Origin of the sequence: Escherichia fergusonii ATCC 35469, assembly GCF_000026225.1 — a bacterium.
In the GTDB taxonomy this organism is placed as follows: Bacteria; Pseudomonadota; Gammaproteobacteria; order Enterobacterales; family Enterobacteriaceae; genus Escherichia; species Escherichia fergusonii.
On sequence record NC_011740.1, the window covers coordinates 2,625,327 to 2,651,930 of the forward strand.

Sequence of the window (26,604 nt, forward strand, 5' to 3'; positions counted from 1 at the left end):
GCGTACTGTACTTGCTCCAGTACGCTTTACCCTCAGCTGTCTTATGCATTAACTCAATAACATTCGCGAAGCTTATCTATTGATGAGATATACTTTCTCTACTCTGCGTAAATAAGGATATCTTCGTGAGAACTCGTCATCTGATTAGCCTTGTTACAGGCGTGCTCATTTTGTCCGTGATTGTTCCAGTCGGCTTAATCCTTTGGCTTGCTCACCGTCAGGTTGAAAGTACATTTATTGACGAGCTAAATATTTACGCCTCACGCGTCAATCTACGGGCTGAAAAAGTTGCTTCCCAGGGCAAAAGAGCACTGGAACAACTGGAAGCATTTCAGGGCCCCCCTTGTAGCCCTGAGCAATTGATGGAAATGCGCCGGGTTTCTTACAGTTTTCGCTATATTCAGGAAGTCCTTTATATCAACAATAACGTTCCGCTCTGCTCTTCACTGGAACAAAATAGCGCCCCGATTGCTTTCCCGGCACCGGGGAAAATCACCCGTGAAGGTTATCGGGTCTGGTTAACGGAAGAAAATGACCTTGGCTTAAAACGTTATATGGTTGCCATCGGCACCCAACACTATGTGGTGATGATCGATCCTGCTTCCTTTATCGATGTTATTCCCTTCAGCAGCTGGCGTATCAATGCAGCGATCATCGGTGAAGCTCATCATGTGGTGATTTCAGGTAGTGAACAACTGCCTCCTGATGTAGTTGCACTGTTAAAAAACACGGGTAACCAACATCTGGAAATAGACAACACCATCTATAATATTCAGTCTTTTCCTGAAATGAATATTTCTATCATCACCTGGTCTTCTACACTCCCTTTGCAAAAAAGCTGGCATCACGAAACGCTTATTTGGCTACCTTTAGGACTGTTGATTGGCGTACTCTCTGCACTGTTTATTTTGCGCATTGTCCGACGATTACAGTCTCCCCATCATCGATTGCAGGACGCGATCAATAATGGCGATATAAAAGTGCATTATCAGCCAATCGTCTCTTTGACAACCGGTAAAATTGTGGGTGCTGAAGCACTGGCCCGCTGGCCACAAACCGACGGTACTTACCTTTCCCCGGAAGTCTTTATTCCTCTCGCCCAACAAACCGGTCTTTTGGAATCGATGACTCATCTGGTCATTAAAACAGTATTTGAAGATATGGGAGTGTGGCTGAATCAACACCCGGAGCAACATATCTCTATCAATCTGGAATCTTCCGTTCTGGCCTCGGAAAAAATTCCACAGCTATTAGGAAGAATGCTTAATCATTACAAAGTTAACCCTAATCAAATCGCCCTTGAACTGACAGAGCGCGAGTTTGCCGATCCCAAAACCAGTGCTCCGCTAATTGCCGGATACCGCAAAGCGGGGCATGAAATTTATATTGATGATTTCGGCACCGGTTACTCCAGTCTGAGTTACTTGCAAAATCTTGATGTCGATATTCTTAAGATCGATAAATCTTTCGTGGATGCCCTGGAATATAAAAATGTCACCACGCATATTGTTGAGATGGCAAAAACGTTAAAGCTAAAAATGGTCGCGGAAGGTATTGAAACCCCTCATCAGGAGAGCTGGTTACGCCAGCATGGCGTGCACTACGGCCAGGGCTGGCTCTACAGCAAGGCATTACCGAAAGAGGATTTCTTACGCTGGGCCGAGCAACATTTGTGAATTGTTGGGCTGACGGCACGCCGCACAGCCCGTCACGCTACCTATTCGTCGATGATTGACTCGAATCCGCCATAGATCATTCGCTTGCCATCAAACGGCATGGACTCGCCGAACTCTTTCATCCGTGGGTCCGACATCATCTTTTGATTAGCAGCGTCGCGGACCTCTTTTGAAGGGTATTCAATCCAGCTAAAAACCACCTCTTCATTCTCTTCCGCTTTCACCGCCATACGAAAATCGGTCACTTTGCCATCCGGTACATCGCTGGCCCAGCATTCGACAATACGAAGCGCACCGAACTCTTTAAACAATGGCGCGGCCTTAGCGGCCATTTCCCGATAGGCATCCTTTTTATCGGCAGGAACGGCAACCACAAAACCATCAACATACTTCATCAGACATACCTCCGAAGCGTACTGCGCAGCCAGACAATTCTTGCGACGTCAGTCGTGGTTAAAGTTTAGCCATATTGGGATTTTTTGACGAAACGGTGGGAGGCAGAAATGGGTGGGGGCCCTGCCAGCTACATCCCGGCACACGCGTCATCTGCCTTGGCTGCTTCCTTCCGGACCTGACCTGGTAAACAGAGTAGCGTTGCGGGAGAACCAACAGAGCCCCCATTGAGAGCGTTGAGAACCAACGCGCAGGCGCATTATCACTGCTGCCCCGGCTAATTGCAACCCATTGCGTGCCAGATGCTGGTTTCTTGCGCAATGCGGCTTCACTCGGGCGTTTTTCCAGATTATGCTGAAAAATTACCTCAGGAAGAAAAGATGGAAAAAGAAGATTCATTTCCCCAACGCGTCTGGCAAATCGTAGCCGCTATTCCCGAAGGCTATGTCACCACTTACGGTGATGTCGCGAAACTGGCGGGATCGCCCCGCGCCGCGCGCCAGGTAGGTGGTGTGTTAAAGCGTCTCCCGGAAGGCAGCACCTTGCCCTGGCACCGGGTGGTTAATCGCCACGGCACAATTTCGCTAACCGGACCGGATTTACAGCGTCAGCGACAAGCATTACTGGCAGAAGGCGTGATGGTATCGGGAAGCGGACAAATCGACTTACAGCGTTATCGCTGGAACTACTAACCCTCTCCGGGCGGAGTAATGCCGATCAGTTAAGGATCAGTTGACCGATCCAGTGGCTGTGTAAGAATCCGGAAACGCTCACTCGTTTCCGGATTTTTTTATGCACATTGGACAGGCTCTTGATCTGGTATCCCGTTATGATTCTCTGCGTAACCCACTGACTTCTCTGGGGGATTACCTCGACCCCGAACTCATCTCTCGTTGCCTTGCCGAATCTGGTACTGTAACGCTACGCAAGCGCCGTCTTCCCCTCGAAATGATGGTCTGGTGTATTGTTGGCATGGCGCTTGAGCGTAAAGAACCTCTTCACCAGATTGTGAATCGCCTGGACATCATGCTGCCGGGCAATCGCCCTTTCGTTGCCCCCAGTGCCGTTATTCAGGCCCGCCAGCGCCTGGGAAGTGAGGCTGTCCGCCGCGTGTTCACGAAAACAGCGCAGCTCTGGCATAACGCCACGCCGCATCCGCAATGGTGCGGCCTGACCCTGCTGGCCATCGATGGTGTGTTCTGGCGCACACCGGATACACCAGAGAACGATGCAGCCTTCCCCCGCCAGACACATGCCGGGAACCCGGCGCTCTACCCGCAGGTCAAAATGGTCTGCCAGATGGAACTGACCAGCCATCTGCTGACGGCTGCAGCCTTCGGCACGATGAAGAACAGCGAAAATGAGCTTGCTGAGCAACTTATAGAACAAACCGGCGATAACACTCTGACGTTAATGGATAAAGGTTATTACTCACTGGGACTGTTAAATGCCTGGAGCCTGGCGGGAGAACACCGCCACTGGATGATCCCTCTCAGAAAGGGAGCGCAATATGAAGAGATCAGAAAACTGGGTAAAGGCGATCATCTGGTGAAGCTGAAAACCAGCCCACAGGCACGAAAAAAGTGGCCGGGACTGGGAAATGAGGTGACAGCCCGCCTGCTGACTGTGACGCGCAAAGGAAAGGTCTGCCATCTGCTGACGTCGATGACGGACGCCATGCGCTTCCCCGGAGGAGAAATGGCGGATCTGTACAGTCATCGCTGGGAAATCGAACTGGGATACAGGGAGATAAAACAGACGATGCAACTGAGCAGGCTGACGCTGAGAAGTAAAAAGCCGGAGCTTGTGGAGCAAGAGCTGTGGGGTGTCTTACTGGCTTATAATCTGGTGAGATATCAGATGATTAAAATGGCGGAACATCAGAAAGGTTACTGGCCGAATCAACTGAGTTTCTCAGAATCATGCGGAATGGTGATGAGAATGCTGATGACATTGCAGGGCGCTTCACCGGGACGTATACCGGAGCTGATGCGCGATCTTGCAAGTATGGGACAACTTGTGAAATTACCGACAAGAAGGGAAAGGGCCTTCCCGAGAGTGGTAAAGGAGAGGCCCTGGAAATACCCCACAGCCCCGAAAAAGAGCCAGTCAGTTGCTTAACTGACTGGCATTACTCCGGGCGGAGAGGGTTAACTTCGTTTAATATTGCGTAGGAGCCGGAACTGCAGAAGACGGATTCACCTGGGTTGGTGAGGTCGAAGGTACGGTAGTCGTTGCGCCACCGCTGGCCTGAACCGGCACGGCGGTTTGCTGCACCGGCACCAATGTCAGGTCAGCTTTAGTTCCGCCCTGGTTGATCACCGGCTGAACGGTATCGGTGATAAATACCAGTTTGTCATTCACGGTAATCGCCGCACTCAACAGAATACGCGCGTTCGGCTGAACGTCTGCCGGGTTAAATGGCAGAACAAAACTGAATGGTGACTGTTTACCTTCAGTACGCACCGCTTTTTGAGCCAGCACTTTTGACGGTGCATCGGCTAACGATGCGTCAGAAAGTGTCACGGTCAGCACGGCATCAGGCGGCAGTGCGACTTTCTGACGGATCCAGACGGTACCGGAAACATTCGGTTGCTGGATAGCAGGTTGCTGTGTTGCTGAAATAGACGTATTTGCAGCCGGTGCTGGCGTCTGAATATCCGCGCTTTTATCTGCGCAAGCCGCCAACGCAATCGCAACCGCTAAACCACTGGCCATGTGCACGAGTTTCATTCACTTCTCCTTATTATCAATGCACCAGCGGGCTAACTTTCCTCGCCGGAAGAGTGGTTAACAAAATAGTAACGTCAACAAGTGTGGCACACATCACGCATTTCTGCCTGTAATTAGCCCGTAATTCAGACCATTGCACCCATCGGACCAGTGGCAAATTTGCGTTATACTCAACTCACTTTGGCTTGCTGCGGCAGCTTTGTTACTGGAGAGTTATATGAGTCAGGCGCTAAAAAATTTACTGACATTGTTAAATCTGGAAAAAATTGAGGAAGGACTCTTTCGCGGCCAGAGTGAAGATTTAGGTTTACGCCAGGTGTTTGGCGGCCAGGTCGTGGGTCAGGCCTTGTATGCTGCAAAAGAGACCGTCCCTGAAGAGCGGCTGGTACATTCGTTTCACAGCTACTTTCTTCGCCCTGGCGATAGTAAGAAGCCGATTATTTATGATGTCGAAACTCTGCGTGACGGTAACAGCTTCAGCGCCCGCCGGGTTGCTGCTATTCAAAACGGCAAACCGATTTTTTATATGACTGCCTCTTTCCAGGCACCAGAAGCGGGTTTCGAACATCAAAAAACAATGCCGTCCGCGCCAGCGCCTGATGGCCTGCCTTCGGAAACTCAAATCGCCCAATCGCTGGCGCACCTGCTGCCGCCAGTGCTGAAAGATAAATTCATCTGCGATCGTCCGCTGGAAGTCCGTCCGGTGGAGTTTCATAACCCACTGAAAGGGCATGTCGCAGAACCGCATCGTCAGGTATGGATCCGCGCAAATGGTAGCGTACCGGATGATCTGCGCGTTCATCAGTATCTGCTCGGTTACGCTTCTGACCTTAATTTCCTGCCGGTAGCTCTACAGCCGCACGGCATCGGTTTTCTCGAACCGGGGATTCAGATTGCCACCATTGACCATTCCATGTGGTTCCATCGCCCGTTTAATTTGAATGAATGGCTGCTGTATAGCGTGGAGAGCACCTCGGCGTCCAGCGCACGCGGCTTTGTGCGCGGTGAGTTTTATACCCAGGACGGCGTGCTGATTGCCTCGACCGTTCAGGAAGGGGTAATGCGTAATCACAATTAAAAAAATAGCCGGAGGTGAAAACCGTCCGGCTGTTTTTTGCAGTGCTTATTACGCGTTATAGGCATTTTCGCCGTGGCTGTTGACGTCCAACCCTTCTCGCTCCTGTTCTTCCGGTACACGCAGACCAACCGTCAGATCCGCCAGTTTGTAGCCAATAAACGCCACCACACCGGACCAGACAATCGTAATGGCAATGCTTTCTAGCTGTACCAGCAACTGATGGCCCATCGTCACACCTTCAGCGAAGCCCACGCCGCCCAGCGAGCTGGCGGCAAAAATCCCGGTCATGATACAGCCGACAATGCCACAAACGCCGTGCACACCGAAGACATCGCAGGGATCATCCACCCGCAGCAAGCGTTTGAGCATGGTAACGCCCCACAAGCCCGCCAGACCAGCGACTACGCCGATAATCAACGCGCCGCCAACACCAATGTAGCCACAGGCTGGCGTCACGCCGACCAGACCGGCAATCGCGCCAGAACACGCTCCCAGCAGTGAAGGCTTACCGCGCAGCGCCCATTCACCGAAGATCCAGCCAAGAATTGCCGCCGCCGTTGCGACCACAGTATTCACAAATGCCAGTGCTGCAATTTCATTCGCCGTGCCCGCTGACCCGGCGTTAAAGCCAAACCAACCGATATAGAGAATGGCAGTACCGGTAAAGACCATCGGCAGGTTGTGCGGTTTAAACGCCTCTTTGCCGAAGCCCACGCGTTTGCCAATCAGATATGCGCCCACCAGACCTGCAATTGCGGCGTTAATGTGCACCACCGTGCCACCCGCAAAATCCAGCGCACCGTGAGAAGCCAGCAAACCACCGCCCCAGACCATATGCGCAATCGGAATGTAAGAGAGCGTCAGCCACACCACCACGAAAATCAACACAGCTGAGAAGCGGATCCGTTCCGCCAGCGCTCCAACTATCAAGCCGACGGTAATGCAGGCAAACGATCCCTGAAACGCCACGTGGATATACTGATAAATGCTGCCCATCACCGCCGTCAGTTCGATGTTTTTCAGCATCAACCAGTTAATGTTACCGAAGAAGTTGTTGCCCTCACCAAACGCCAGCGAATAGCCGTAAACCACCCAGAGAATGCAGACCAGAGCAAACGTCACCGTCACCTGCGTCAGCATCGACAGCACGTTTTTGCCGCGAATTAACCCACCGTAAAACAGGGCAATCCCCGGAATAGTCATAAACAGCACCAGCGCAGTACAAATCATCATAAACGCATTGTCAGCTTTATCGGCCACCGCAGGTGCAGCCATTACCAGTCCCGGCAGCATCGCCAGTGAAGCAAGCCCAGTTTTTATCGTCGCTATCTTCATTTTTCGTTCCTGTTGCTGTGTGCCAGAGATTACAGCGCCGCTTCGTCGGCTTCGCCGGTACGAATACGAATGACGCGTTGCAATTCAGCGACGAAGATTTTGCCGTCGCCAATTTTTCCGGTGTAAGCCGCTTTGCTGACGATATCGATCACTTCATCGAGTTGGTCATCAGCAATCGCCACATCAATTTTTACTTTTGGCAGAAAGTTGACGCTGTATTCCGCCCCCCGGTACAGCTCGGCATGCCCTTTCTGACGCCCGAAACCTTTCACTTCGGTGACGGTCAGGCCCTGAATACCAATGGAAGATAACGCTTCACGAACGTCTTCCAGCTTGAATGGTTTGATTATCACGGTCACCAGCTTCATAGATCCCCTCCGGTCAGAATTCGGTAATGGTTCTGCTACACGAATAAGGTATTGCAAGCGGTGTGCCAGAAATGAAAAACGAGAAAGAGAGCAGGAAGTTAAGAAGATTGAAAACAAAAACGCACTATGACAGTGCACAGTGCGTTACATTTTTGCACCAACGATGAAATATTGCGCTATTCAGGCGCTCAATGACTCCTCTTCACGCACGCTGGCTGCCAGCTCTTCGCCCGCAAGTTGCAGTTGATACATCTGCCAGTAGCGCCCCTGGGCGGCCAGCAGTTGCTGGTGAGTCCCCTGTTCCACAGCCTGACCACGATGAAGCACCAGAATGGTGTCGGCATCGACAATGGTCGATAAGCGGTGAGCAATCACCACAAGCGTAGTGTGTTCACGCACCGCCGCCAGTGCGTGTTGAATCGCCTGTTCAGTACCGGAGTCAATGCTGGCGGTTGCCTCATCAAGGATCAGGATTTGCGGCGTCTCCACCAGCACGCGCGCCAGTGCCAGCAGTTGCTTTTGCCCAACCGAGAGATTATTCCCCTGCTCGCCCAGCGGCGTATAAATACCATCACTCATGCTGCGCGCCAGCTCCGCCAGTTGCACGGTTTCCAGCGCCTGCCAGACACGTTCTTCGGAGATATCACGTCCCAGCGTCACGTTGGCGAGGAAGGTATCCGCCAGTACCACCGGATCTTGTTGCACCATCGCCACGCCCTGGCGCAGCACGCTGTGACTTAGCGAACTTAATGGACGACCATCAAGGCGAATCTCACCTTCCGTTAGCGGGTAATAGCCCATCAATAAACTGGCGAGGGTACTTTTTCCACTGCCGGTATGCCCCACTAGCGCCACAAAGTTACGCGAAGGCACAGAGAGATTAATATTCTTCAGCACCAGATTGTTATCGCGATAAGCAAATGACACGTTATCGACTTCAATGGTGCCGCTCTGCAACGGGCGATCATCATTGCCATATTGCTGGCGCGGCCCGTCCATCAACTCAAACACGCGCTCACCAGCAACAACAGCCTGTTGCAGCATCGCCTGTTGCGTGGTCAGTTCGATTAAGGGTTCGTTAAGCCGCCCAAGATAGCTGATAAACGCATACAGTACGCCCACTTCAATGGTACCGCTGGCGGAGAAGCCAAACAGCATCAACAAGCCACAAAGAATGAGCGATGAAAACAGACTCAGCAGCGGACGCAGCAGAAAACCGTCGAGGCGCAGGGTTTGCATCCTCGCCATATAGTGTGAACGACTGGCCTCACCCATACGTTCGCCAAATCGCGCCTGCTGACGGAACTGCTGGATGACGCTCATGCCATTGATGATTTCGTTAAAGCCGTCGTTGATATCTGCCAGATAGGCGCGCACACGACGGACAATCGGCGTGCTGTAACGCTGGTATATCACCATTACCACCAGCACCACCGGGAAAATCATTATCGCTACCAGCGCCATTCGCCAGTCGAGGCTGAACATTGCCACCAGCATCGCACCCACCAGGGCGGCGCTACGCAGGACCGTTGCCACTACGGTAACGTAGAGGTCGCGGATCACTTCAGTATCATTGGTAACGCGGGAAATCACCTGCCCGACAGGCTGGGTATCAAACTCGCTTAATGGCTGGCGCAACGCGGCATCCATCACATCCGTGCGCAACTGTTGTACCACGCCAACCGCCGCCCGATTAAACAGCAGCGACTGCGTGTAATGTAGCCCGGCGGCAAACAGTTGTAGCCCAACATACGCCGCAGCCAGCCCTGCAACCACTTTCAACGGTAGGTTATTTTTCGCCACCATATTGTCGATAAAATAGCTGATAAGCAGCGGCCCACTGACTTCCGCCGCCGCCGCAACCCACATCATCAGGACCGCAATCCCCAACGGTTTACGCCACGGCGAACCGTACGCTAACAGGCGCTTGAGAGTCGGCCACAGTTGGCTAAAACTACGCATCGATGGCCTCCTCGCGAATTTCCGGAGCGTCGTCGAGCGCCGCCTCCAGTTGTTGATAGCGATACATATCGCGATACCAGCCGCTTTGTTGTGCCAGTGCATCATGATTGCCACGCTGGGCGATATGTCCGTGCTGCATCACAATAATTTCACTGGCTTCCGTCAGTGCCGAAAGGCGATGGGCACTGATGATTACCGTTCTTCCCTGCCCCCACTGACGCAGGTTATGCAGGATCTGGTGCTCTGTGCGTCCGTCCACCGCAGAAAGCGCATCATCCAGAATAAGGATTTCCGCATTCACCAGTAACGCACGAGCAATGGAAATACGCTGTTTTTGCCCGCCAGAAAGCATCACACCGCGCTCGCCCACTTCTGTGTCGTAACCTTGCGGTAGACGCAAAATATCGTCATGTACGCTGGCTAACCGCGCGACATGCTCAATCTCTTGCTGTGTGGCATTCGGGCAACCCAGCGCGATGTTGTTCGCCACGGTGTCGGAAAAAAGGAATGGCGTCTGGCTGACCACCGCCAGGCGGCTACGCCAGCTATCGAGTTGTAACTTCGTCAGAGGAATATCATGAAAGCGAATATCCCCCTCGCTGACGTCGAAATGACGCTGAATGAGCGACAACAGGGTACTTTTGCCGGAACCAGTCGGCCCGCAAATACCCAGCATCTGACCGGGTTTCAGTGCGAAATTAATGTTTTCCAGCGCAGGATGGTCAGTCTGCGGATACATAAACTGGCGAATATTTACATCCAGTTCACCACGACCTTCTGGCACGGGTTCGCTACCATCGATCACCACCGGTGCTTCAGCCAGCATAGCGCGAATACGGCTGTACGCAGCACTACCACGTTCCACAATGTTAAACATCCATGCCAGAGCCAGCATCGGCCAAATCATCAGACCTAAATACATCATAAAACTGGTGAGCTGGCCCAGCGTTAAACTGCCCTGCACCACCATCCAACTACCGCCGCCAATCGCCAGCAAATTTGCCGTGCCGATGGCGATGTAAATCGTCGGATCAAAACGGGCATCAATACGTGCCACACGCATGTTTTTCTTGCCAGTATCTTCGGCATCCTCGGCAAATAACGCCGACTGGCGATCTTCCAGACCAAAGGCTTTGATCATGCGGATACTGGTGAGGCTTTCCTGGGTGCGGTCATTAAGACTGGAAAACGCCGCCTGTGCCAGCTTAAAGCGTTCATGCAAGGCATCGCCGTTGCGCTTAATCATGATCGCCATCACTGGCATAGGTAACAGGGCAAATAAGGTCAACTGCCAGCTAATTTGCGTTGACATCATAATCAGCACTGCGCAGCCCATCACCAGCGAATCCACCAGCGTCAGCACCCCTTCTCCGGCGGCAAACACGACCCGATCGACGTCATTGGTCGCACGAGCCATGAGGTCACCCGTGCGATGACGCAGGTAAAACTCAGGATGCTGCCGGCTTAGCTGACGGTAATAATCTTCACGCAGTTCAACAGCCAGTTGATAAGACGCGCCAAACAGCAATACGCGCCAGACGTAACGCAGGAGATAAACCACAACAGCAATCAGCACCATGGTGGCGATCCACATCAGGATCTGCCCGGTAGTAAAGTGTTGTTCTGTCACGCCATCGACAACAATACCAACCACTTTCGGCGGAACCAGTTGCAGCATCGCGATAATGACAAGCAAGGCAACAGCCCCGAGATAGCGACGCCATTCCCGACGGAAATACCAGCTTAATTGAGCAAATAATCGCACGCGTAGTGTCCTGACCTGATTCTGGATATTTATTCGATGGGTAAAGAAGTGGTGTATTTAATCTGTTCCATCGCGAAGCTGGAAGTGACGTCCGACAGCCCCGGCACGCTGTTTACCAGACGCTTATAAAACTCGTCGTAGCGTTTCATGTCGGCAACCTGGACGCGCATCAGATAATCGTATTCCCCGGCCATGCGCCAGAACCCCAGCACTTCTGGCATTTCAGTAACCACCGTCACAAAGCGGCAATACCATTCGCTGCTGTGATGTTGCGTTTTTATCAGCACAAAGGCGGTCAGACCGAGGCCAATTTTTTCCGGGTCCAACAGGGCGACTTTGCCGATAAGGATACCGTCATCCTCCAACCGTTTCAGTCGCTTCCAGCAAGGCGTGGTTGTCAGATTAACGGCTTCAGCCAATGCCTGCAAAGAGAGGGTGCAATCCTGCTGTAGTAAGGCCAGCAGCTTACGGTCAATTTTATCTAACATAACCCTTCCACAGAGAATTTTTTTCTCTTTTAATTCTATTTTAAAGGTGAAATCGCGACAATTTATTCTGTGCGGTTTAAACATCACGGCACAAAATGACAAATTCAACGCAAAAAAAACCGGGCAATTGCCCGGTGCTGGAAGGGATCTCGTTATTCGGGGGAATAAGGTAGATGTGGATTGTCCAGCCAGTGTGTCAAATAGTGAGAGACAGCCTGATTTCGGCAGTGTCCTATCACCGGTAAATGCGGGAGTTCCGCGCGCAGTTGCGGCATCGCATTGCCCATAATAAAGCCGCTACCGACGCTGCCTAACATTTCGCGATCGTTCATCGCATCACCAAAGGCCATGCAATCGCGCAACGATAAACCTAAATGTTGGGTCAGCACCGTCAATGCAGCGCCTTTATTGCAGCCCACCGGCAGCACTTCGAGGCAATCCGTGGCGGAAAAACATAAATGTGCACGCTCGCCTAATGCTTCGTGTAGCTGGATCTGCAAGCGTGTAAGATCGTCATGATCGCCACAGAAGCAGATCTTGGTGACGCGATCGAGTGGCATTTTTTTAACATCGATTATCTGATAACGAAAACCGCTATAGACAAATGCCTGCAACAACGCAGGGATCTCTTTTCCGGTAAACCAACCATCGTCATTGAAAATATGCATGCTAGCTCGGGTATCCCATTGCTGATACAGCACCAGCTCTGCCACATCCGCAGGTAAATCATCACGATGTAAAAGTTCACCTTCCAGAGAATGCACGCGCGTTCCGTTGCCGGTAATCAAATACGCATCCAGCGATAGCGCCCCGAGAATATGCTGCATCTCCAGCACATGACGACCTGTGGCGAAAGTGAGGGTAATGTCGCGTTCACGCAGTCGTGCCAAAGTAGAGAGTGTTTTTTCACCTAAATGATGGTCAGGCATCAATAAAGTGCCGTCCATATCAAATGCTGCCAGACGAGCCATTTCTTTCTCCACTCTGTGACACGGTTAATAGTGATTGAGTATCACCTGATATATACGGAAGTAATAGTGAATAGTTAAATAATATTGTTCCGGGTTTATATGCGACTGCTCAACCGTCTTAACCAGTATCAACGTCTGTGGCAACCTTCCGCCGGAAAGCCGCAAACCGTCACCGTCAGCGAACTGGCCGAACGCTGTTTTTGCAGCGAACGCCATGTTCGTACGCTGTTACGCCAGGCACAGGAGGCGGGATGGCTGGAGTGGCAGGCGCAGTCAGGACGCGGAAAGCGCGGTCAACTACGCTTTCTGGTCACGCCAGAATCGCTACGCTATGCGATGATGGAACAAGCACTGGAAACCGGAAAGCAGCAAGATGTGCTGGAACTGGCGCAACTGGCCCCAGGTGAGCTGCGCACTCTGTTACAGCCGTTTATGGGCGGACAATGGCAAAACGACACGCCAACGTTGCGTATTCCTTACTATCGCCCGCTCGAACCGTTACAACCGGGCTTTTTGCCCGGCCGTGCCGAGCAGCATCTCGCCGGGCAAATATTTTCCGGCCTGACCCGCTTCGATAATCATACCCAGCGCCCGATTGGCGATTTAGCGCATCACTGGGAAACCTCTGCTGACGGGTTACGCTGGGACTTTTATCTTCGCTCAACCCTACACTGGCATAACGGCGATGCAGTAAAAGCCACACACTTACACCAGCGGTTATTGATGCTGTTACAGCTGTCAGCACTGCATCAATTATTTATTAGCGTGAAGCGTATTGAAGTCACCCATCCGCAGTGTCTGATCTTCTTTTTACATCGCCCCGATTACTGGCTTGCACACCGACTGGCGAGCTATTGCAGCCATCTGGCGCATCCGCAATTACCCCTGGTAGGAACCGGACCTTTCCGCTTAACACAATTCACACCGGAACTGGTGCGACTCGAAAGCCATGATTATTACCATTTACGTCATCCGCTGCTTAAAGCGGTTGAGTACTGGATAACCCCACCGCTTTTTGAAAAAGATTTGGGTACCAGTTGTCGGCATCCCGTGCAAATCACCATCGGCAAACCGGAGGAGTTGCAACGGGTCAGTCAGGTCAGTAGCGGCATCAGTTTAGGTTTTTGCTATTTAACGTTGCGCAAAAGTCCCCGACTGTCCCTCTGGCAGGCGCGAAAAGTGATCTCCATTATTCATCAATCCGGTTTATTACAAACGTTAGAAGTCGGAGAAAACCTGATCACCGCCAGTCATGCATTACTGCCTGGCTGGACTATTCCACAATGGCAAGTACCGGATGAAGTCAAACTACCGAAAACCTTGACGCTGGTTTATCACCTACCGATAGAACTTCATACCATGGCAGAACGCCTACAGGCGACACTGGCCGCGGAAGGCTGTGAACTTACAATTATTTTTCATAACGCAAAAAACTGGGACGACACGACCCTACTGGCACACGCAGACCTCATGATGGGCGACAGGTTAATTGGCGAAGCACCGGAATATACCCTGGAGCAATGGCTGCGTTGCGATCCACTGTGGCCACATGTTTTCGACGCTCCAGCATATGCACATTTGCAATCGACACTGGACGCTGTGCAAGTAATGCCTGATGAGGAAAACCGATTTAATGCCCTGAAAACGGTCTTTAGCCAGTTAATGGCAGACGCGACGCTGACGCCGCTGTTCAACTATCACTATCGCATTAGCGCCCCTCCCGGCGTGAACGGTGTGCGGCTGACACCGCGAGGCTGGTTTGAATTTACCGAAGCCTGGCTTCCCGCGCCGTCGCAATGAATAGCTGGTCCGGGTTAATCGCAGGCGTTACCATAACGCTTTTATTGTTCAAGCAGGATTATCTATGAAACGTGCTGTCGTTGTGTTCAGTGGAGGCCAGGATTCCACCACCTGTCTGGTGCAGGCATTACAACAATATGATGAAGTCCATTGCGTGACGTTCGATTACGGTCAGCGACATCGCGCAGAAATCGACGTGGCACGCGAACTGGCGCTGAAACTGGGGGCACGCGCGCATAAGGTTCTTGATGTAACGCTGCTCAACGAGCTGGCGGTCAGCAGCCTGACACGTGACAGCATTCCAGTGCCAGATTATGAACCTGAAGCCGATGGCATCCCGAATACGTTTGTCCCAGGCCGTAATATTTTATTCCTGACGCTGGCGGCAATATATGCGTATCAGGTCAAAGCCGAAGCAGTGATTACCGGCGTCTGCGAAACGGATTTCTCCGGTTACCCGGATTGCCGCGATGAGTTTGTGAAAGCACTAAACCATGCCGTCAGTTTAGGCATGGCGAAAGATATTCGTTTTGAAACGCCGCTGATGTGGATTGATAAAGCGGAAACCTGGGCGCTGGCTGATTATTACGGCAAACTAGATTTAGTCCGTAACGAAACGTTGACCTGCTATAACGGCATTAAAGGCGACGGTTGCGGTCATTGTGCGGCGTGTAATTTACGCTCCAACGGTTTGCATCATTATCTGGCCGATAAACCGACGGTGATGGCAGCGATGAAGCAGAAAACCGGGTTGAAGTAATTATTCCGGGTGTCGCCGGATGCGGCTTGAGCATCCGGCACCACAAAACGTTTACTTAACCATCTGCTCCAGCTTTTCGCGCAATTCCCCTTCCAGAGCTAATGCTTTCTGCGTTTTAAGATCAATACAAACAAACGTAATAAGCGCATCCGCGACTACCTGCCCTTCCGGCTCCAGTGTAATGACCTGGCTTAAGATGCCGCTTTTACCGTTTAATTGCTGCAACTGACTGGTAATGGTTAACAGGTCGCTTAATACCGCCGGGCGACGATAGTTAATATTGATATTGACCACGACGAAGGCGATGTTATGGGCCGTCATCCACTGAAAACTGTCGCTATTTTCCAACCCATCCCAGCGGGCTTCTTCGAGAAACTCAAGGTAGCGGGCGTTGTTTACGTGCTGGTAAACGTCGAGATGATATCCACGAACTTTGATTTGTGTTTGCATAGCGCAATAACCTTACGTTGTTGTTATAAGAACTGTTATAAGTGCAGAGGTCATAACTGGTATGACCTCTTCAGTCTGGCAAAAATTTGCCACTATGCAAATTAATTACAGGGTTAATACCGCCAGATTACGTTCCACCAGCGAATTGCCCATCCCCGGCACCTGCTTGAGATCCTCCACCGTTTTAAACGGACCGTACTCTTCGCGATAACTGACAATCGCCTGCGCCTTCTTCAGGCCAACGCCATTCATCGCGCGGGCTAACTCTTCCGCGCTGGCATTATTAATGCTGACCCGGGTACCTTCTTCATCGCTACCTTTAGCAGGCTCTGTTGCTTTGGTGGAAGCGCTGGCAGAAGTTTCGGCTTTCGCTTCGACTGTCGTACCTTTCGCTACAGGAGCTGCGGCCAGGGCGCTATGAGTCATTCCGGCACAAGCCAGTGAAAGAGTGATAAGAAGGGCTTTTAATCCGTGTTTCATACTGTTTTCTCCTTGTTTGTTAACAGTGGAGTCACGATAACGAGGAGAAGAAAAGCGTACAAATGGCAATTTTCAGATTTGGAAAAGGCCGCGAAAGCGGCCTTTGGTTGTTACAGAGTTGGTGCAATTATTTGCGAGGCGACTCGTAATTACTGCTGTTCCAGCGCATCGCCAATTTTGATTTTTGCTTCTTTACGCAGGTTGCTCATCAGCGCTTCAAAAACAATCTGAGCATTATTCTGGGTGATCCCCTGAACCAATGCTTGTTTTTGTGCTTCTGGCATCGTACCGGCTTTCACTTCATCCAGTGCCAGCAATACCACATTACCCTGCGTATTGGTTGCCATACCGTAGCTCGGCTTGTCTTTCTCCGGCAAACCTAAGGCAAACGCAGCCAGGCTAACCGGGTCCTGACCAGAACGGCTTAAGGTTTTCTGTTCGCCAAATTGCAACCCAGCAGCCCGCATTGCGTCTACACCTTTGCCTGCTTTCAACTCAACCAGTAGTTTTTCGGCTTCCAGTTTCGCTTGCTGTTCAGCTTTATCGTGCTGTACCAGCGCCTTAACCTGATCTTTCACCTCAGAAAGCGGTTTAATCGCTTCTGCTTTATGTTCGCTAACGCGAAGCACAAAGGCACGATCGCCATCAACAGTGATGATATCTGAGTTGCTACCAGGAGTGCCGTTTTCTCCGACCAGGCTACCGCTAAAGATAGCGTCTGCAACAGGTTTGAAATTCAGTTCTTCCGGCAGATTCTGTTGGCTAAACCAGCCAGTTTCTTTTGCCTTCACTCCAGCCGCCTGCTCAGCACCCGCCAGGGATTCAGTATCGTTGCTGGCGGCATCGCTAACTTTCTGTTGCAATGCGTAATAAGCATCCAGCGCTTTTTCGTGCTTCACTTTCGCTGCGATGTCATCACGAACTTCGGCTAACGTTTTTACTTTGGCCGGTTGAACGTCATCCAGACGTACCACCAGGAAGCCTACGGAAGATTTAATCACCCCAGATAACTGGCCTTTATCTTTCAGCCCGGCGTCTTTCAGCTCTTGCGGCGTGGTGCTATCTTCCAGCCACCCCAGATCACCGCCATTACGTGCGGAGATGATATCGGCTGATTTCTCTTTCGCCAGCTCAGCAAAATCACCACCATTATTGAGCGCATCTAACACGGCTTTAGCTTCATTTTCAGTTTTGGTCTGGATGATGCTATAGCGAACACGCTGTGGCTGAGTGAATTGATCCTGATGCTGGTCGTAATAAGCCTGGATATCTGCATCGCTAACCGGTTGCTGTATGTTTGCCGCATCCAGCATGATGTAGCTAACGCGGAATTGCTCCGGTGTCACGAAGTTGTTTTTATGCTGATCATAGTAGCTGGTGATTTCTGCATCACTCACCTGCTGTTTTTCAGCTTTCGCATTAACGTCTATGGTTGCTTCACGAACCACGCGTTGCTGAGACACCAGAGCTGCCAGTTCGTCAGTTTCGCCTTTCAGCATGAAATCTGTTCCGGCAATCCCGTTAATCAACTGTTGCGTGGTCAGCTGGTTACGTAGCGCCTGTGCGTATTGATCAGCACTCATTCCCATCTGATTAAGAATGGCATTGTAGCGACTGTTATCAAACTTACCGTCAACCTGGAAGGCTGGGGTGGCAAAGATCGCCTGTTTGACTTGCTCGTCACTGATTCCCAGTTTCAGGTCGCGGGAGTATTGATCTAACAGAGCCTCATCAATCAGACGATTCAACACCTGCTGGCGCAACGTCTTCATGTAGCCTTCGTTAGCTGCCAGCTCCGAGTATTGATCGCCCAGTTGCTGCTGCATTCGATTACGTTCGCTGTTGAACGCGTTTTCGAATTGCCCACGGCTGATTTCCTGGCCATTCACTTTTGCGGCGTAGTTGTTGCCTCCGCCAATCAGGTAACCACTCACGCCGGTCAAAATGAACGACACGATAATGATACCGAAAATAATCTTGAGCACGAGACTGTTTGCAGCCGTGCGTAAGCTGTCCATCATGGTGTAACAACACTCCGCTGTAGGTGACTTGTATACCTCACGCAACGTATCGCTGCGCGCAAAGGCCTATTGTGACAAGAAACAGGGGTAATTGTCAGCCCACAAGCGGTATAAAGTCCCGAATCACAAATAAAAAAGGCACATCAGTTGATGCGCCCTTGTACTAAATCACATCCCCGTGGGGATCACTCTTAGTTTACCGCGTCTTTCAGTGCTTTACCCGCACGGAAGCTCGGTACTTTAGCAGCAGCGATGGTGATCTCTTTACCGGTTTGCGGGTTGCGACCAGTACGGGCAGCACGCTCTTTAACAGCAAAAGTACCAAAACCTACCAGCGCTACGTCATCCCCTTCTTTCAGAGACTCAGTAACGGAAGCAATAATCGCGTCTAAAGCACGTCCAGCAGCTGCTTTAGAGATATCAGCCCCTGCAGCAATCTTGTCGATCAGTTGAGATTTATTCACTCTTCTCTTCCTCTTATATAATGAAAAACGTACCAGAATCCTTCAAAGTGCAACCGCGCAGCAGTTATATCAGGCCTGACATGCCCTTACAACACCTGTTAATAGCGACAGGTCTGAATAAGCGTTTAAATTAGCGGTACAAAAAAAGGCTGGCAAGTGCCAAATGGCGTGCCAGCCCTGTTTTTATTAGTGCATTTTGCGCGAGGTCACTATTTTGCGCTTACAACCTGCATTCCGGACGGTTCATTTTGCAGCGCAAGACTCAGAACTTCCTCAATGCGCTTCACAGGATGAATATCCAGATCGGCAATCACGTTGTCAGGAATCTCTTCCAGATCACGTTTATTTTCGTAAGGAATTAACACCGTTTTAATTCCACCACGATGCGCCGCCAGCAGTTTTTCTTTCAAACCACCGATAGGCAGTACCTGACCACGCAGAGTGATCTCACCGGTCATTGCCACATCGGCACGAACCGGGTTACCGGTCAGGCAAGAAACCAGCGCGGTGCACATAGCAATACCGGCACTCGGACCATCTTTTGGCGTCGCACCTTCCGGTACGTGGACGTGAATGTCGCGTTTTTCGTAAAAATCAGGGTTGATCCCCAGTTTTTCCGCACGCGCACGAACCACCGTTAACGCCGCCTGAATGGACTCTTGCATTACTTCGCCGAGCGAACCGGTATAGGTCAGTTTGCCTTTACCCGGAACGCACGCGGTTTCAATGGTCAGCAAGTCACCGCCCACTTCCGTCCACGCCAGACCAGTTACCTGACCGACACGGTTTTCGTTATCCGCGCGACCATAGTCGAAACGCTGAACACCGAGATAGTCGTGCAGGTTATCGCCGTTAATTTCGATATGTTTTAAAGACTTATCGAGCAACAACTGCTTAACCGCTTTGCGGCACAGTTTGGAGATTTCACGCTCCAGACCACGCACGCCCGCCTCACGGGTGTAATAACGAATAATGCCGATAATGGCGCTATCGTCGACGGTCAGCTCACCTTTTTTCAGTGCATTACGTTCAATCTGCTTCGGCAGCAGGTGACGTTTGGCGATGTTCAGTTTTTCATCTTCGGTATAACCGGAGAGGCGAATCACTTCCATACGATCCAACAGCGGTGCCGGAATGTTCATGGAGTTCGACGTCGCGACAAACATCACGTCGCTGAGATCGTAATCCACTTCCAGGTAGTGGTCGCTGAAGGCTACGTTCTGCTCTGGATCCAGCACTTCAAGCAGTGCGGAGGCCGGATCGCCACGCATGTCAGAAGACATTTTGTCGATCTCATCGAGCAGGAACAGCGGGTTTTTAACGCCCACTTTCGCCATTTTCTGGATCAATTTACCCGGCATAGAACCGATGTAAGTACGGCGGTGACCACGGATTTCCGCTTCATCACGCACGCCACCCAGCGCCATACGGACATATTTACGCCCGGTGGCTTTGGCGATGGACTGACCCAGGGAGGTTTTACCTACCCCCGGCGGCCCTACCAGGCAGAGGATCGGTCCCTTGATTTTGTTGACACGGCTTTGAACCGCAAGATACTCAAGGATGCGATCTTTCACGCGCTCCAGACCATAATGGTCGGTATCAAGGATTTCCTGCGCCTGACGCAGGTCTTTTTTGACCTTGCTACGCGCATTCCACGGCACCTGTACCATCCAGTCGATATAACCACGCACTACGGTCGCTTCTGCCGACATCGGAGACATCATTTTCAGCTTCTGCAGCTCTGCTTCCGCTTTCTCTTTTGCCTCTTTCGGCATTTTCGCCGCGTCGATTTTGCGCTTCAGGGCTTCGTTTTCGTCCGGCGCGTCGTCCATTTCGCCGAGTTCTTTCTGAATAGCTTTCATTTGCTCGTTCAGATAGTACTCACGCTGGGATTTCTCCATCTGCTTTTTAACCCGGTTGCGAATGCGTTTCTCAACCTGCAGCAGATCGATTTCCGATTCCATCATTGCCATCAAATATTCCAGACGTTCGTTAACGTCGGACATCTCAAGCACGGACTGTTTGTCAGCCAGTTTCAGCGGCATATGCGCAGCAATGGTATCCGCCAGACGCGCCGGATCGTCGATGCTATTTAGCGACGTCAGTACTTCTGGTGGGATTTTTTTGTTCAGCTTGATGTAGCCTTCGAACTGGCTGATTGCAGTACGCACCAGCACTTCCTGTTCGCGCTCATCAATGGTTGGTGAATCGAGATATTCAGCTTTTGCAGAAAAATGCTCGCCGTTATCAGAAAGCGCAGAAATACGCGCACGCTGTAACCCCTCGACCAGCACTTTGACGGTGCCGTCTGGCAGTTTCAGCATCTGCAATATCGAGGCCACGGTACCGACAGTGAACATATCGTTAACACCCGGCTCATCCGTTGATGCTTCTTTCTGGGCGACCAGCATAATTTTCTTATCATGGTCCATAGCCGCTTCCAGACAACGGATAGATTTTTCCCGCCCTACAAATAAGGGTATGACCATGTGCGGATAAACCACCACATCGCGCAGCGGCAATACGGGGATTTCAATGCGTTCAGAACGCTCAGGATTCATAGAGCTCTCTCTTAGTTTAGTGTCCGCCAGGTAAACAGATGGCACGACTGTGCTTCATGTCATCTTTTAACATGTGTGTCAGTATATGGGGATGTTTCCCCCACATTCAACGCCGGGAATAGCGGAAAAATAAAAGGGGAGATGTATTCCCCCCTTTTTGATAAACCAACGTTATGGATTGGTGAATTATTCGCCAGATGCCTGCTGTGCTTCTGGTTTACCATAAATCAGCAGAGGCTTACTTTGGCCTTCAATGACTGACTCATCGATAACCACTTTTTCCACATCTTCCATCGACGGCAGATCGTACATGGTATCCAGCAATGCAGCTTCTACGATTGAACGCAGACCACGGGCACCGGTTTTACGCGCCATCGCTTTCTTAGCGATAGCATCCAGTGCCTCGTCACGGAATTCCAGATCCACGCCTTCCAGATTAAACAGCGCCTGATACTGCTTGGTCAGGGCGTTTTTCGGTTCTTTGAGGATCTGAATCAGAGCTTCTTCGCTCAGCTCATTCAGCGTTGCTACAACCGGCAGACGACCGATAAACTCAGGGATCAAACCAAATTTGATCAGATCTTCCGGCTCAACCTGCGCCAGCAGTTCACCTTCACTTGCTTTGTCAGACTTCGCTTTTACCGTTGCGCCAAAACCAATACCGGAGCCAGTTTCAACACGATGAGAAATCACTTTATCCAGACCGGCAAACGCACCGCCACAGATAAACAGGATCTTGGATGTATCAACCTGCAAGAATTCCTGCTGCGGATGTTTACGCCCACCTTGCGGAGGAACGGCAGCAACAGTACCTTCGATCAGTTTCAACAGTGCCTGCTGTACGCCTTCACCGGAAACGTCTCGGGTAATGGACGGGTTGTCAGACTTACGAGAAATCTTGTCGATTTCATCGATGTAGACAATACCGCGCTGTGCTTTCTGTACGTCGTAATCGCATTTCTGCAACAGCTTCTGAATGATGTTTTCAACGTCTTCGCCCACATAACCGGCTTCGGTCAGCGTGGTTGCGTCGGCCATGGTGAACGGGACATCCAGCAGACGTGCCAGCGTTTCAGCCAGCAGCGTTTTACCGGAACCGGTCGGACCGATCAGCAGAATGTTACTTTTGCCCAACTCGACGCCATTGCTGGTATCGCCGTTGCGCAGACGTTTGTAATGGTTGTATACCGCGACCGCCAGCACTTTTTTCGCCTGTTCCTGACCGATAACGTAATCGTCCAGGTGGTGGCGAATTTCATGCGGCGTCGGTAGCGCACTGCGTTCACGATGCGGTGCAACTTCTTTAATCTCTTCGCGAATGATGTCATTACATAAATCGACACATTCGTCGCAGATATACACGGATGGACCGGCAATCAGCTTGCGCACTTCATGCTGGCTTTTGCCGCAAAAAGAGCAGTACAACAGTTTGCCTGAGCCATCTTTGCGTTTATCTGTCATGGGTCAAAACCTCTTCTTTGTTCTTTGTGCCGCACACGACGACGCAAATGCCATTCTCAGGCGCAAGCCGCTTACAGCGTTGTGCCGCCCAGGATAAGTATAGCGGTACAGTTGCGCCTGTGGCATCAATTACGATGGGTCAGAATCGAGTCGACAAGGCCGTATTCCACTGCCTCAGGAGCAGAGAGGAAACGATCGCGCTCAGTATCACGTTCAATCTGTTCTAATGATTGACCCGTATGAAGCGCCATAAGTTCATTCATACGCCCTTTAACTTTCAGAATTTCACGGGCATGAATTTCGATATCGGTCGCCTGGCCCTGGTAGCCGCCCAGCGGTTGGTGAATCATCACGCGCGAATTCGGCAAGCAGAAACGTTTACCTTTTGCCCCTGCAGTCAGCAGGAACGCGCCCATAGAGGCCGCCTGGCCCATACAGATAGTGCTGACGTCCGGTTTAATGAACTGCATGGTGTCATAAATAGACATCCCGGCAGTGATTACGCCGCCAGGGGAGTTAATGTACAGATAGATATCTTTTTCCGGATTTTCCGCTTCCAGGAACAGCATCTGCGCCACAATCAGGTTTGCCATGTGGTCTTCAACCTGGCCGGTCAGAAAAATGACGCGTTCCTTAAGTAGACGAGAGTAGATATCAAAAGAGCGCTCGCCGCGTGAGGTCTGTTCAATGACCATCGGCACCAGCGCCATATGGGGTGCAAAGTTATCTCGTTCGCCGCTGTATGACATTTCCGTCTCCTGGATAAAATTGAAAAAACCTGCTGTACCGATTGTAACCTTATGGACGGATTATCAGCTAGTCCCTCTGTTATGGGTACGGCATCGCCATAATTCAAGCATAACAATCTTTTGTTGTTACGCTAACCCCGAAAAGCGGTTTTCGCGCACATCCATGCAAAATTCATGACAAAAAAAAGCCCACCACCTGGAGGTGACGGGCCTTCGTGCGTAGTGCGCCTAACGGCTGCGCAGATTACGCCTGCTGGTTCATCAGCTCGTTGAAAGTGGTTTCTTTTTCAGTCACTTTCGCTTTAGCCAGAACAGCTTCAACAGCTTGTTCTTCCAGTGCGACGTTACGCATGTTGTCCATCAGCTCTTTATTTTTGCTGTAGAACTCGATGACTTCTTTCGGATCTTCATACGCAGAAGCCATTTCTTCGATCAGGCCTTTCACACGCTCTTCGTCAGCTTTCAGCTCGTTGGTGCGGATTACTTCGCCCAGCAGCAGGCCAACAACTACGCGGCGTTTAGCTTGTTCTTCGAACAGTTCACGCGGCAGTTCCAGAGCCTGTTTCTCGTTGCCGCCGAAACGCTGTGCAGCCTGGCGACGCAGAACGTCGATTTCGCTGTCGATCAGTGCAGCTGGTACGTCGATGTCGTTAGCTTTTACCAGGCCTTCGATCGCCTGAGATTTAACACGGTTACGTACGGCGCCTTTCAGCTCGCGTTCCATGTTTTTACGTACTTCAGCACGCAGACCTTCAACAGAACCATCTTCAACGCCGAAACGTTTGATAAAATCTTCGGTCAGTTCCGGCAGTTCACGCTCTTCAACTTTTTTCAGGTTGATAGCGAATTTCGCCGCTTTACCTTTCAGGTTTTCAGCGTGGTAGTCTTCCGGGAAGGTCACGTCGATGGTGAACTCTTCGCCAGCTTTGTGACCTTTGATACCGTCTTCAAAGCCTGGGATCATGCGACCCTGACCCATCGCCAGTACGAAATCAGACGCTTTACCGCCTTCGAATTCTTCGCCGTCTACAGAACCGGTGAAGTCGATGGTAACGCGGTCTTCTGCATCAGCAGCGCCATCTTTCTCTTTCCAGGTAGCCTGCTGTTTACGCAGAGTATCCAGCATCATGTCTACATCAGCGTCGGTCACTTCAACAATCGGTTTTTCAACTTCGATCGTTTCCAGGTCTTTCAGCTCAATTTCCGGATAAACTTCAAACTCTACAGCGTAGGTGAAGTCTTCACCTGGTTTGTATTCGCCCGGAACGTAGTTCGGTGCGCCAGCCGGATTGATTTTTTCTTTGATGATCGCATCGATGAAGTGACGGCTCATCAGATCGCCCAGAACGTCCTGGCGTACAGACGCACCATAACGCTGAGCAACAATATTCATCGGTACTTTGCCTTTGCGGAAGCCGTCAATACGCACTTTCTTCGCTACGTTGACCAGCTCGCTTTTAACAGCGGTCTCGATGCTGTCAGCAGCGATTGTAATCGTTACACGGCGGCCAAGGCCTTGAGTGGTTTCAACTGAAACTTGCATCTTGTTACCTCAAAAAATCACAGTGCTCGGTCAACTCTACCCCGCAAGCACAGGTAGTTGGCTTCGCGGAACCGGGATGTTCTCGTAAACAATCACATTCCCTGTCGCCAGAATCATCCCGAAACATTCAAATAAGACGCGGCATTATAGCGGCATCACTTATATGAGTCGAGAACGGTTATTGCCCGATGCTGCGGCTTTTTTCACATTTCCCGGCTTCTTTTTGCCTGAACTCTCGACAACAAGTATAAAATTCCGACAAAAAAAACGGCCCGCAGGCCGTTTCGTCAAACTCGGTAGCAACATACTGGAAATACAGCGGATGTTGCAAATACGTTTTCTACGCTATGCTACCTGCTCCACGGCAGGGGGGTGATGCGAAGACGGTATCCTGCAAGCTTTCCCACTCCTTTATGGTGTAGGTATGCAGAGCCAGCGCATGTACGGTTGTGGAGAGTTCCTCCGCCAGGGTGCTGTAAATCATTCGGTGACGATTCAAAAAGCGCTCACCTGTAAAGCGATCACTAACCAGCACAACTTTAAAATGGCTTTCAGAGCCCGCCGGGACATTGTGACGATAGCTTTCATCCACTACTTCGAGGAAAACAGGTTGGAACGCTGCCCTTAACTTATCTTCTATCCGCTCACGTATCATCATGAAATATCTCCTCCGACAACGCTGAGATGTCCCCATCCCTTTAAATATTAGCCGCTTTTACCGTTTCCATTACACATTGACAACAAATATTTAGCTTTCATCTGATTTTTTCTCTCAAACGTTTGAAGTTTACTGATTTATAAACGGTGAGGAATGTAAAACGACGGTCATCGTTTTTCGAAGGGTCATTAAACGGACAACACCGTGAATTTAGATTCTTTACCCACTTCCCCTCGCCGTTAGCGATGTTATGATGGCGGGAATTTTTTCTACTACGCCAAAGAGTCACTGAGAGCACCAACATGTTAAAAAAAATCCTCTTTCCCTTAATCACAATGGTTATGCTGGCAGGATGCGCAACACCACCAACTACGATTGAAGTCTCCCCGACGATGACACTGCCGCAACAAGATCCAAGCCTGATGGGCGTGACCGTAAGCATTAACGGTGCAGATCAACGTCCGGACCAGGCTCTGGCAAAAGTCACCCGTGATAACCAAATCGTTACCCTGACCGCATCCCGCGATTTGCGCTTCCTGCTGCAAGAAGTGCTGGAAAAACAAATGACCGCGCGCGGTTATATGGTTGGTCCTAACGGCGCAGTAAACCTGCAGATCATTGTTAACCAGTTGTATGCCGATGTTTCTCAGGGCAACGTGCGTTACAACATCGCAACCAAAGCCGATATCGCCATCATTGCCACTGCCGCAAACGGCAACAAGATGACCAAAAACTACCGTGCTAATTACTCCGTAGAAGGCGCTTTCCAGGCTACCAACAAAAATATCGCCAATGCGGTTAATACCGTGCTGACCGATACCATTGCTGATATGTCTCAGGACACCAGCGTCCACGAGTTTATCAAGCAGAACGCCCGTTAATTTC

24 protein-coding genes and 1 other RNA gene are annotated in these 26,604 nt (G+C 50.9%); 7 read left to right on the top strand and 18 right to left on the bottom strand.

The window, feature by feature from the left end; all coding sequences use genetic code 11:
• Positions 1-125 precede the first annotated feature (125 nt).
• Positions 126-1,676, top strand: coding sequence for an EAL domain-containing protein (locus EFER_RS12900; protein ID WP_001260376.1), 1,551 nt, complete (start codon positions 126-128; stop codon positions 1,674-1,676).
• Positions 1,677-1,717: 41 nt separating this feature from the next.
• Here the strand turns inward: EFER_RS12900 and EFER_RS12905 are convergent, their stop codons facing one another.
• The gene (locus EFER_RS12905) at positions 1,718-2,071 is read right to left on the bottom strand and encodes a DUF1428 domain-containing protein (RefSeq protein ID WP_000878140.1); all 354 of its coding nucleotides are present in this window, start codon (positions 2,069-2,071) and stop codon (positions 1,718-1,720) included.
• A 119-nt stretch (positions 2,072-2,190) separates the two neighbouring features.
• An RNA gene (ffs, locus tag EFER_RS22515) (signal recognition particle sRNA small type) lies at positions 2,191-2,287 on the bottom strand.
• Between the two features lie 162 nt (positions 2,288-2,449).
• Between ffs and EFER_RS12910 the strand changes: the two genes are divergently transcribed.
• Together EFER_RS12910 and EFER_RS12915 are read left to right on the top strand one after the other, a co-directional pair.
• Positions 2,450-2,761 (top strand): MGMT family protein, encoded by a 312-nt coding sequence (locus EFER_RS12910; RefSeq protein ID WP_000409911.1) that lies wholly within the window; start codon positions 2,450-2,452, stop codon positions 2,759-2,761.
• A gap of 100 nt (positions 2,762-2,861) precedes the next feature.
• A complete protein-coding gene (locus tag EFER_RS12915; protein ID WP_000547318.1) occupies positions 2,862-4,190 on the top strand; it encodes an IS4-like element IS4 family transposase in 1,329 nt (442 codons plus the stop codon).
• Between the two features lie 39 nt (positions 4,191-4,229).
• Here the strand turns inward: EFER_RS12915 and EFER_RS12920 are convergent, their stop codons facing one another.
• Positions 4,230-4,802: a YbaY family lipoprotein gene (locus EFER_RS12920; RefSeq protein WP_000779831.1), complete on the bottom strand. Its 573-nt coding sequence runs from the start codon at positions 4,800-4,802 to the stop codon at positions 4,230-4,232.
• Between the two features lie 217 nt (positions 4,803-5,019).
• On the opposite strand from EFER_RS12920, the gene tesB reads away from it, so the two are divergent.
• Positions 5,020-5,880, top strand: coding sequence for an acyl-CoA thioesterase II (gene tesB / locus EFER_RS12925; protein ID WP_002431405.1), 861 nt, complete (start codon positions 5,020-5,022; stop codon positions 5,878-5,880).
• Between the two features lie 48 nt (positions 5,881-5,928).
• Here the strand turns inward: tesB and amtB are convergent, their stop codons facing one another.
• The 6 genes from amtB to cof all read right to left on the bottom strand — a co-directional run bounded on the left by amtB (position 5,929) and on the right by cof (position 12,769).
• Positions 5,929-7,215: an ammonium transporter AmtB gene (gene amtB, locus EFER_RS12930; protein ID WP_000685029.1), complete on the bottom strand. Its 1,287-nt coding sequence runs from the start codon at positions 7,213-7,215 to the stop codon at positions 5,929-5,931.
• Between the two features lie 29 nt (positions 7,216-7,244).
• Positions 7,245-7,583 carry a P-II family nitrogen regulator gene (gene glnK / locus EFER_RS12935; RefSeq protein ID WP_000780338.1) on the bottom strand — a complete coding sequence of 113 codons (339 nt, stop codon included), beginning with the start codon at positions 7,581-7,583 and terminating at the stop codon, positions 7,245-7,247.
• A gap of 180 nt (positions 7,584-7,763) precedes the next feature.
• The gene (locus tag EFER_RS12940) at positions 7,764-9,545 is read right to left on the bottom strand and encodes a SmdB family multidrug efflux ABC transporter permease/ATP-binding protein (protein WP_001256225.1); all 1,782 of its coding nucleotides are present in this window, start codon (positions 9,543-9,545) and stop codon (positions 7,764-7,766) included.
• Entirely contained in the window at positions 9,538-11,310 is a 1,773-nt protein-coding gene (locus tag EFER_RS12945) for a SmdA family multidrug ABC transporter permease/ATP-binding protein (protein ID WP_001235644.1), read from the bottom strand. The genes EFER_RS12940 and EFER_RS12945 overlap by 8 nt, the downstream gene beginning before the upstream one ends.
• Before the next feature lie 29 nt (positions 11,311-11,339).
• On the bottom strand, positions 11,340-11,798 hold the full coding sequence (gene decR / locus EFER_RS12950) for a DNA-binding transcriptional regulator DecR (protein WP_000884589.1): 459 nt from the start codon (positions 11,796-11,798) through the stop codon (positions 11,340-11,342).
• 152 nt (positions 11,799-11,950) lie between these two features.
• The gene (gene cof / locus EFER_RS12955; RefSeq protein ID WP_015953616.1) at positions 11,951-12,769 is read right to left on the bottom strand and encodes an HMP-PP phosphatase; all 819 of its coding nucleotides are present in this window, start codon (positions 12,767-12,769) and stop codon (positions 11,951-11,953) included.
• 99 nt (positions 12,770-12,868) lie between these two features.
• Here cof and EFER_RS12960 point away from each other — a divergent pair, with 99 nt between their 5' ends.
• On the top strand, positions 12,869-14,569 hold the full coding sequence (locus EFER_RS12960; RefSeq protein WP_001238252.1) for an SgrR family transcriptional regulator: 1,701 nt from the start codon (positions 12,869-12,871) through the stop codon (positions 14,567-14,569).
• 64 nt (positions 14,570-14,633) lie between these two features.
• Entirely contained in the window at positions 14,634-15,329 is a 696-nt protein-coding gene (gene queC, locus EFER_RS12965) for a 7-cyano-7-deazaguanine synthase QueC (RefSeq protein WP_000817234.1), read from the top strand.
• 51 nt (positions 15,330-15,380) lie between these two features.
• Here the strand turns inward: queC and fadM are convergent, their stop codons facing one another.
• The 9 genes from fadM to bolA form a co-directional block, all read right to left on the bottom strand.
• Positions 15,381-15,779 carry a long-chain acyl-CoA thioesterase FadM gene (gene fadM / locus EFER_RS12970; RefSeq protein ID WP_001194534.1) on the bottom strand — a complete coding sequence of 133 codons (399 nt, stop codon included), beginning with the start codon at positions 15,777-15,779 and terminating at the stop codon, positions 15,381-15,383.
• Positions 15,780-15,884: 105 nt separating this feature from the next.
• Positions 15,885-16,259, bottom strand: coding sequence for a helix-hairpin-helix domain-containing protein (locus tag EFER_RS12975; protein ID WP_000680339.1), 375 nt, complete (start codon positions 16,257-16,259; stop codon positions 15,885-15,887).
• Positions 16,260-16,408: 149 nt separating this feature from the next.
• Complete coding sequence (ppiD, locus tag EFER_RS12980; RefSeq protein WP_000969415.1) at positions 16,409-18,280, bottom strand: peptidylprolyl isomerase; 1,872 nt, start codon at positions 18,278-18,280, stop codon at positions 16,409-16,411.
• Positions 18,281-18,471: 191 nt separating this feature from the next.
• A complete protein-coding gene (gene hupB, locus EFER_RS12985) occupies positions 18,472-18,744 on the bottom strand; it encodes a nucleoid-associated protein HU-beta (protein WP_001043542.1) in 273 nt (90 codons plus the stop codon).
• Positions 18,745-18,953: 209 nt separating this feature from the next.
• Positions 18,954-21,308: an endopeptidase La gene (gene lon / locus EFER_RS12990; RefSeq protein WP_001067736.1), complete on the bottom strand. Its 2,355-nt coding sequence runs from the start codon at positions 21,306-21,308 to the stop codon at positions 18,954-18,956.
• Positions 21,309-21,494: 186 nt separating this feature from the next.
• Positions 21,495-22,769, bottom strand: coding sequence for an ATP-dependent protease ATP-binding subunit ClpX (clpX, locus tag EFER_RS12995; RefSeq protein WP_000130292.1), 1,275 nt, complete (start codon positions 22,767-22,769; stop codon positions 21,495-21,497).
• 125 nt (positions 22,770-22,894) lie between these two features.
• Positions 22,895-23,518 carry an ATP-dependent Clp endopeptidase proteolytic subunit ClpP gene (clpP, locus tag EFER_RS13000; protein ID WP_000122253.1) on the bottom strand — a complete coding sequence of 208 codons (624 nt, stop codon included), beginning with the start codon at positions 23,516-23,518 and terminating at the stop codon, positions 22,895-22,897.
• Between the two features lie 244 nt (positions 23,519-23,762).
• Complete coding sequence (gene tig / locus EFER_RS13005) at positions 23,763-25,061, bottom strand: trigger factor (protein ID WP_001198375.1); 1,299 nt, start codon at positions 25,059-25,061, stop codon at positions 23,763-23,765.
• A gap of 340 nt (positions 25,062-25,401) precedes the next feature.
• Complete coding sequence (bolA, locus tag EFER_RS13010) at positions 25,402-25,719, bottom strand: transcriptional regulator BolA (protein WP_000973435.1); 318 nt, start codon at positions 25,717-25,719, stop codon at positions 25,402-25,404.
• 302 nt (positions 25,720-26,021) lie between these two features.
• Here bolA and EFER_RS13015 point away from each other — a divergent pair, with 302 nt between their 5' ends.
• Positions 26,022-26,600 carry a lipoprotein gene (locus EFER_RS13015; RefSeq protein ID WP_000913823.1) on the top strand — a complete coding sequence of 193 codons (579 nt, stop codon included), beginning with the start codon at positions 26,022-26,024 and terminating at the stop codon, positions 26,598-26,600.
• The last annotated feature ends 4 nt before the right edge of the window (positions 26,601-26,604 follow it).

Coding starts and splice junctions, on each gene's coding strand:
- lon (WP_001067736.1), bottom strand. CDS start 21,308: ATGAATCCTGAGCGTTCTGAACGCATTGAAATCCCCGTATTGCCGCTG.
- EFER_RS12975 (WP_000680339.1), bottom strand. CDS start 16,259: ATGAAACACGGATTAAAAGCCCTTCTTATCACTCTTTCACTGGCTTGT.
- decR (WP_000884589.1), bottom strand. CDS start 11,798: ATGTTAGATAAAATTGACCGTAAGCTGCTGGCCTTACTACAGCAGGAT.
- clpX (WP_000130292.1), bottom strand. CDS start 22,769: ATGACAGATAAACGCAAAGATGGCTCAGGCAAACTGTTGTACTGCTCT.
- ppiD (WP_000969415.1), bottom strand. CDS start 18,280: ATGATGGACAGCTTACGCACGGCTGCAAACAGTCTCGTGCTCAAGATT.
- EFER_RS12915 (WP_000547318.1), top strand. CDS start 2,862: ATGCACATTGGACAGGCTCTTGATCTGGTATCCCGTTATGATTCTCTG.
- EFER_RS12905 (WP_000878140.1), bottom strand. CDS start 2,071: ATGAAGTATGTTGATGGTTTTGTGGTTGCCGTTCCTGCCGATAAAAAG.
- bolA (WP_000973435.1), bottom strand. CDS start 25,719: ATGATGATACGTGAGCGGATAGAAGATAAGTTAAGGGCAGCGTTCCAA.
- EFER_RS12920 (WP_000779831.1), bottom strand. CDS start 4,802: ATGAAACTCGTGCACATGGCCAGTGGTTTAGCGGTTGCGATTGCGTTG.
- EFER_RS12940 (WP_001256225.1), bottom strand. CDS start 9,545: ATGCGTAGTTTTAGCCAACTGTGGCCGACTCTCAAGCGCCTGTTAGCG.
- clpP (WP_000122253.1), bottom strand. CDS start 23,518: ATGTCATACAGCGGCGAACGAGATAACTTTGCACCCCATATGGCGCTG.
- fadM (WP_001194534.1), bottom strand. CDS start 15,779: ATGCAAACACAAATCAAAGTTCGTGGATATCATCTCGACGTTTACCAG.
- tig (WP_001198375.1), bottom strand. CDS start 25,061: ATGCAAGTTTCAGTTGAAACCACTCAAGGCCTTGGCCGCCGTGTAACG.
- amtB (WP_000685029.1), bottom strand. CDS start 7,215: ATGAAGATAGCGACGATAAAAACTGGGCTTGCTTCACTGGCGATGCTG.
- queC (WP_000817234.1), top strand. CDS start 14,634: ATGAAACGTGCTGTCGTTGTGTTCAGTGGAGGCCAGGATTCCACCACC.
- glnK (WP_000780338.1), bottom strand. CDS start 7,583: ATGAAGCTGGTGACCGTGATAATCAAACCATTCAAGCTGGAAGACGTT.
- EFER_RS13015 (WP_000913823.1), top strand. CDS start 26,022: ATGTTAAAAAAAATCCTCTTTCCCTTAATCACAATGGTTATGCTGGCA.
- tesB (WP_002431405.1), top strand. CDS start 5,020: ATGAGTCAGGCGCTAAAAAATTTACTGACATTGTTAAATCTGGAAAAA.
- EFER_RS12960 (WP_001238252.1), top strand. CDS start 12,869: ATGCGACTGCTCAACCGTCTTAACCAGTATCAACGTCTGTGGCAACCT.
- cof (WP_015953616.1), bottom strand. CDS start 12,769: ATGGCTCGTCTGGCAGCATTTGATATGGACGGCACTTTATTGATGCCT.
- EFER_RS12910 (WP_000409911.1), top strand. CDS start 2,450: ATGGAAAAAGAAGATTCATTTCCCCAACGCGTCTGGCAAATCGTAGCC.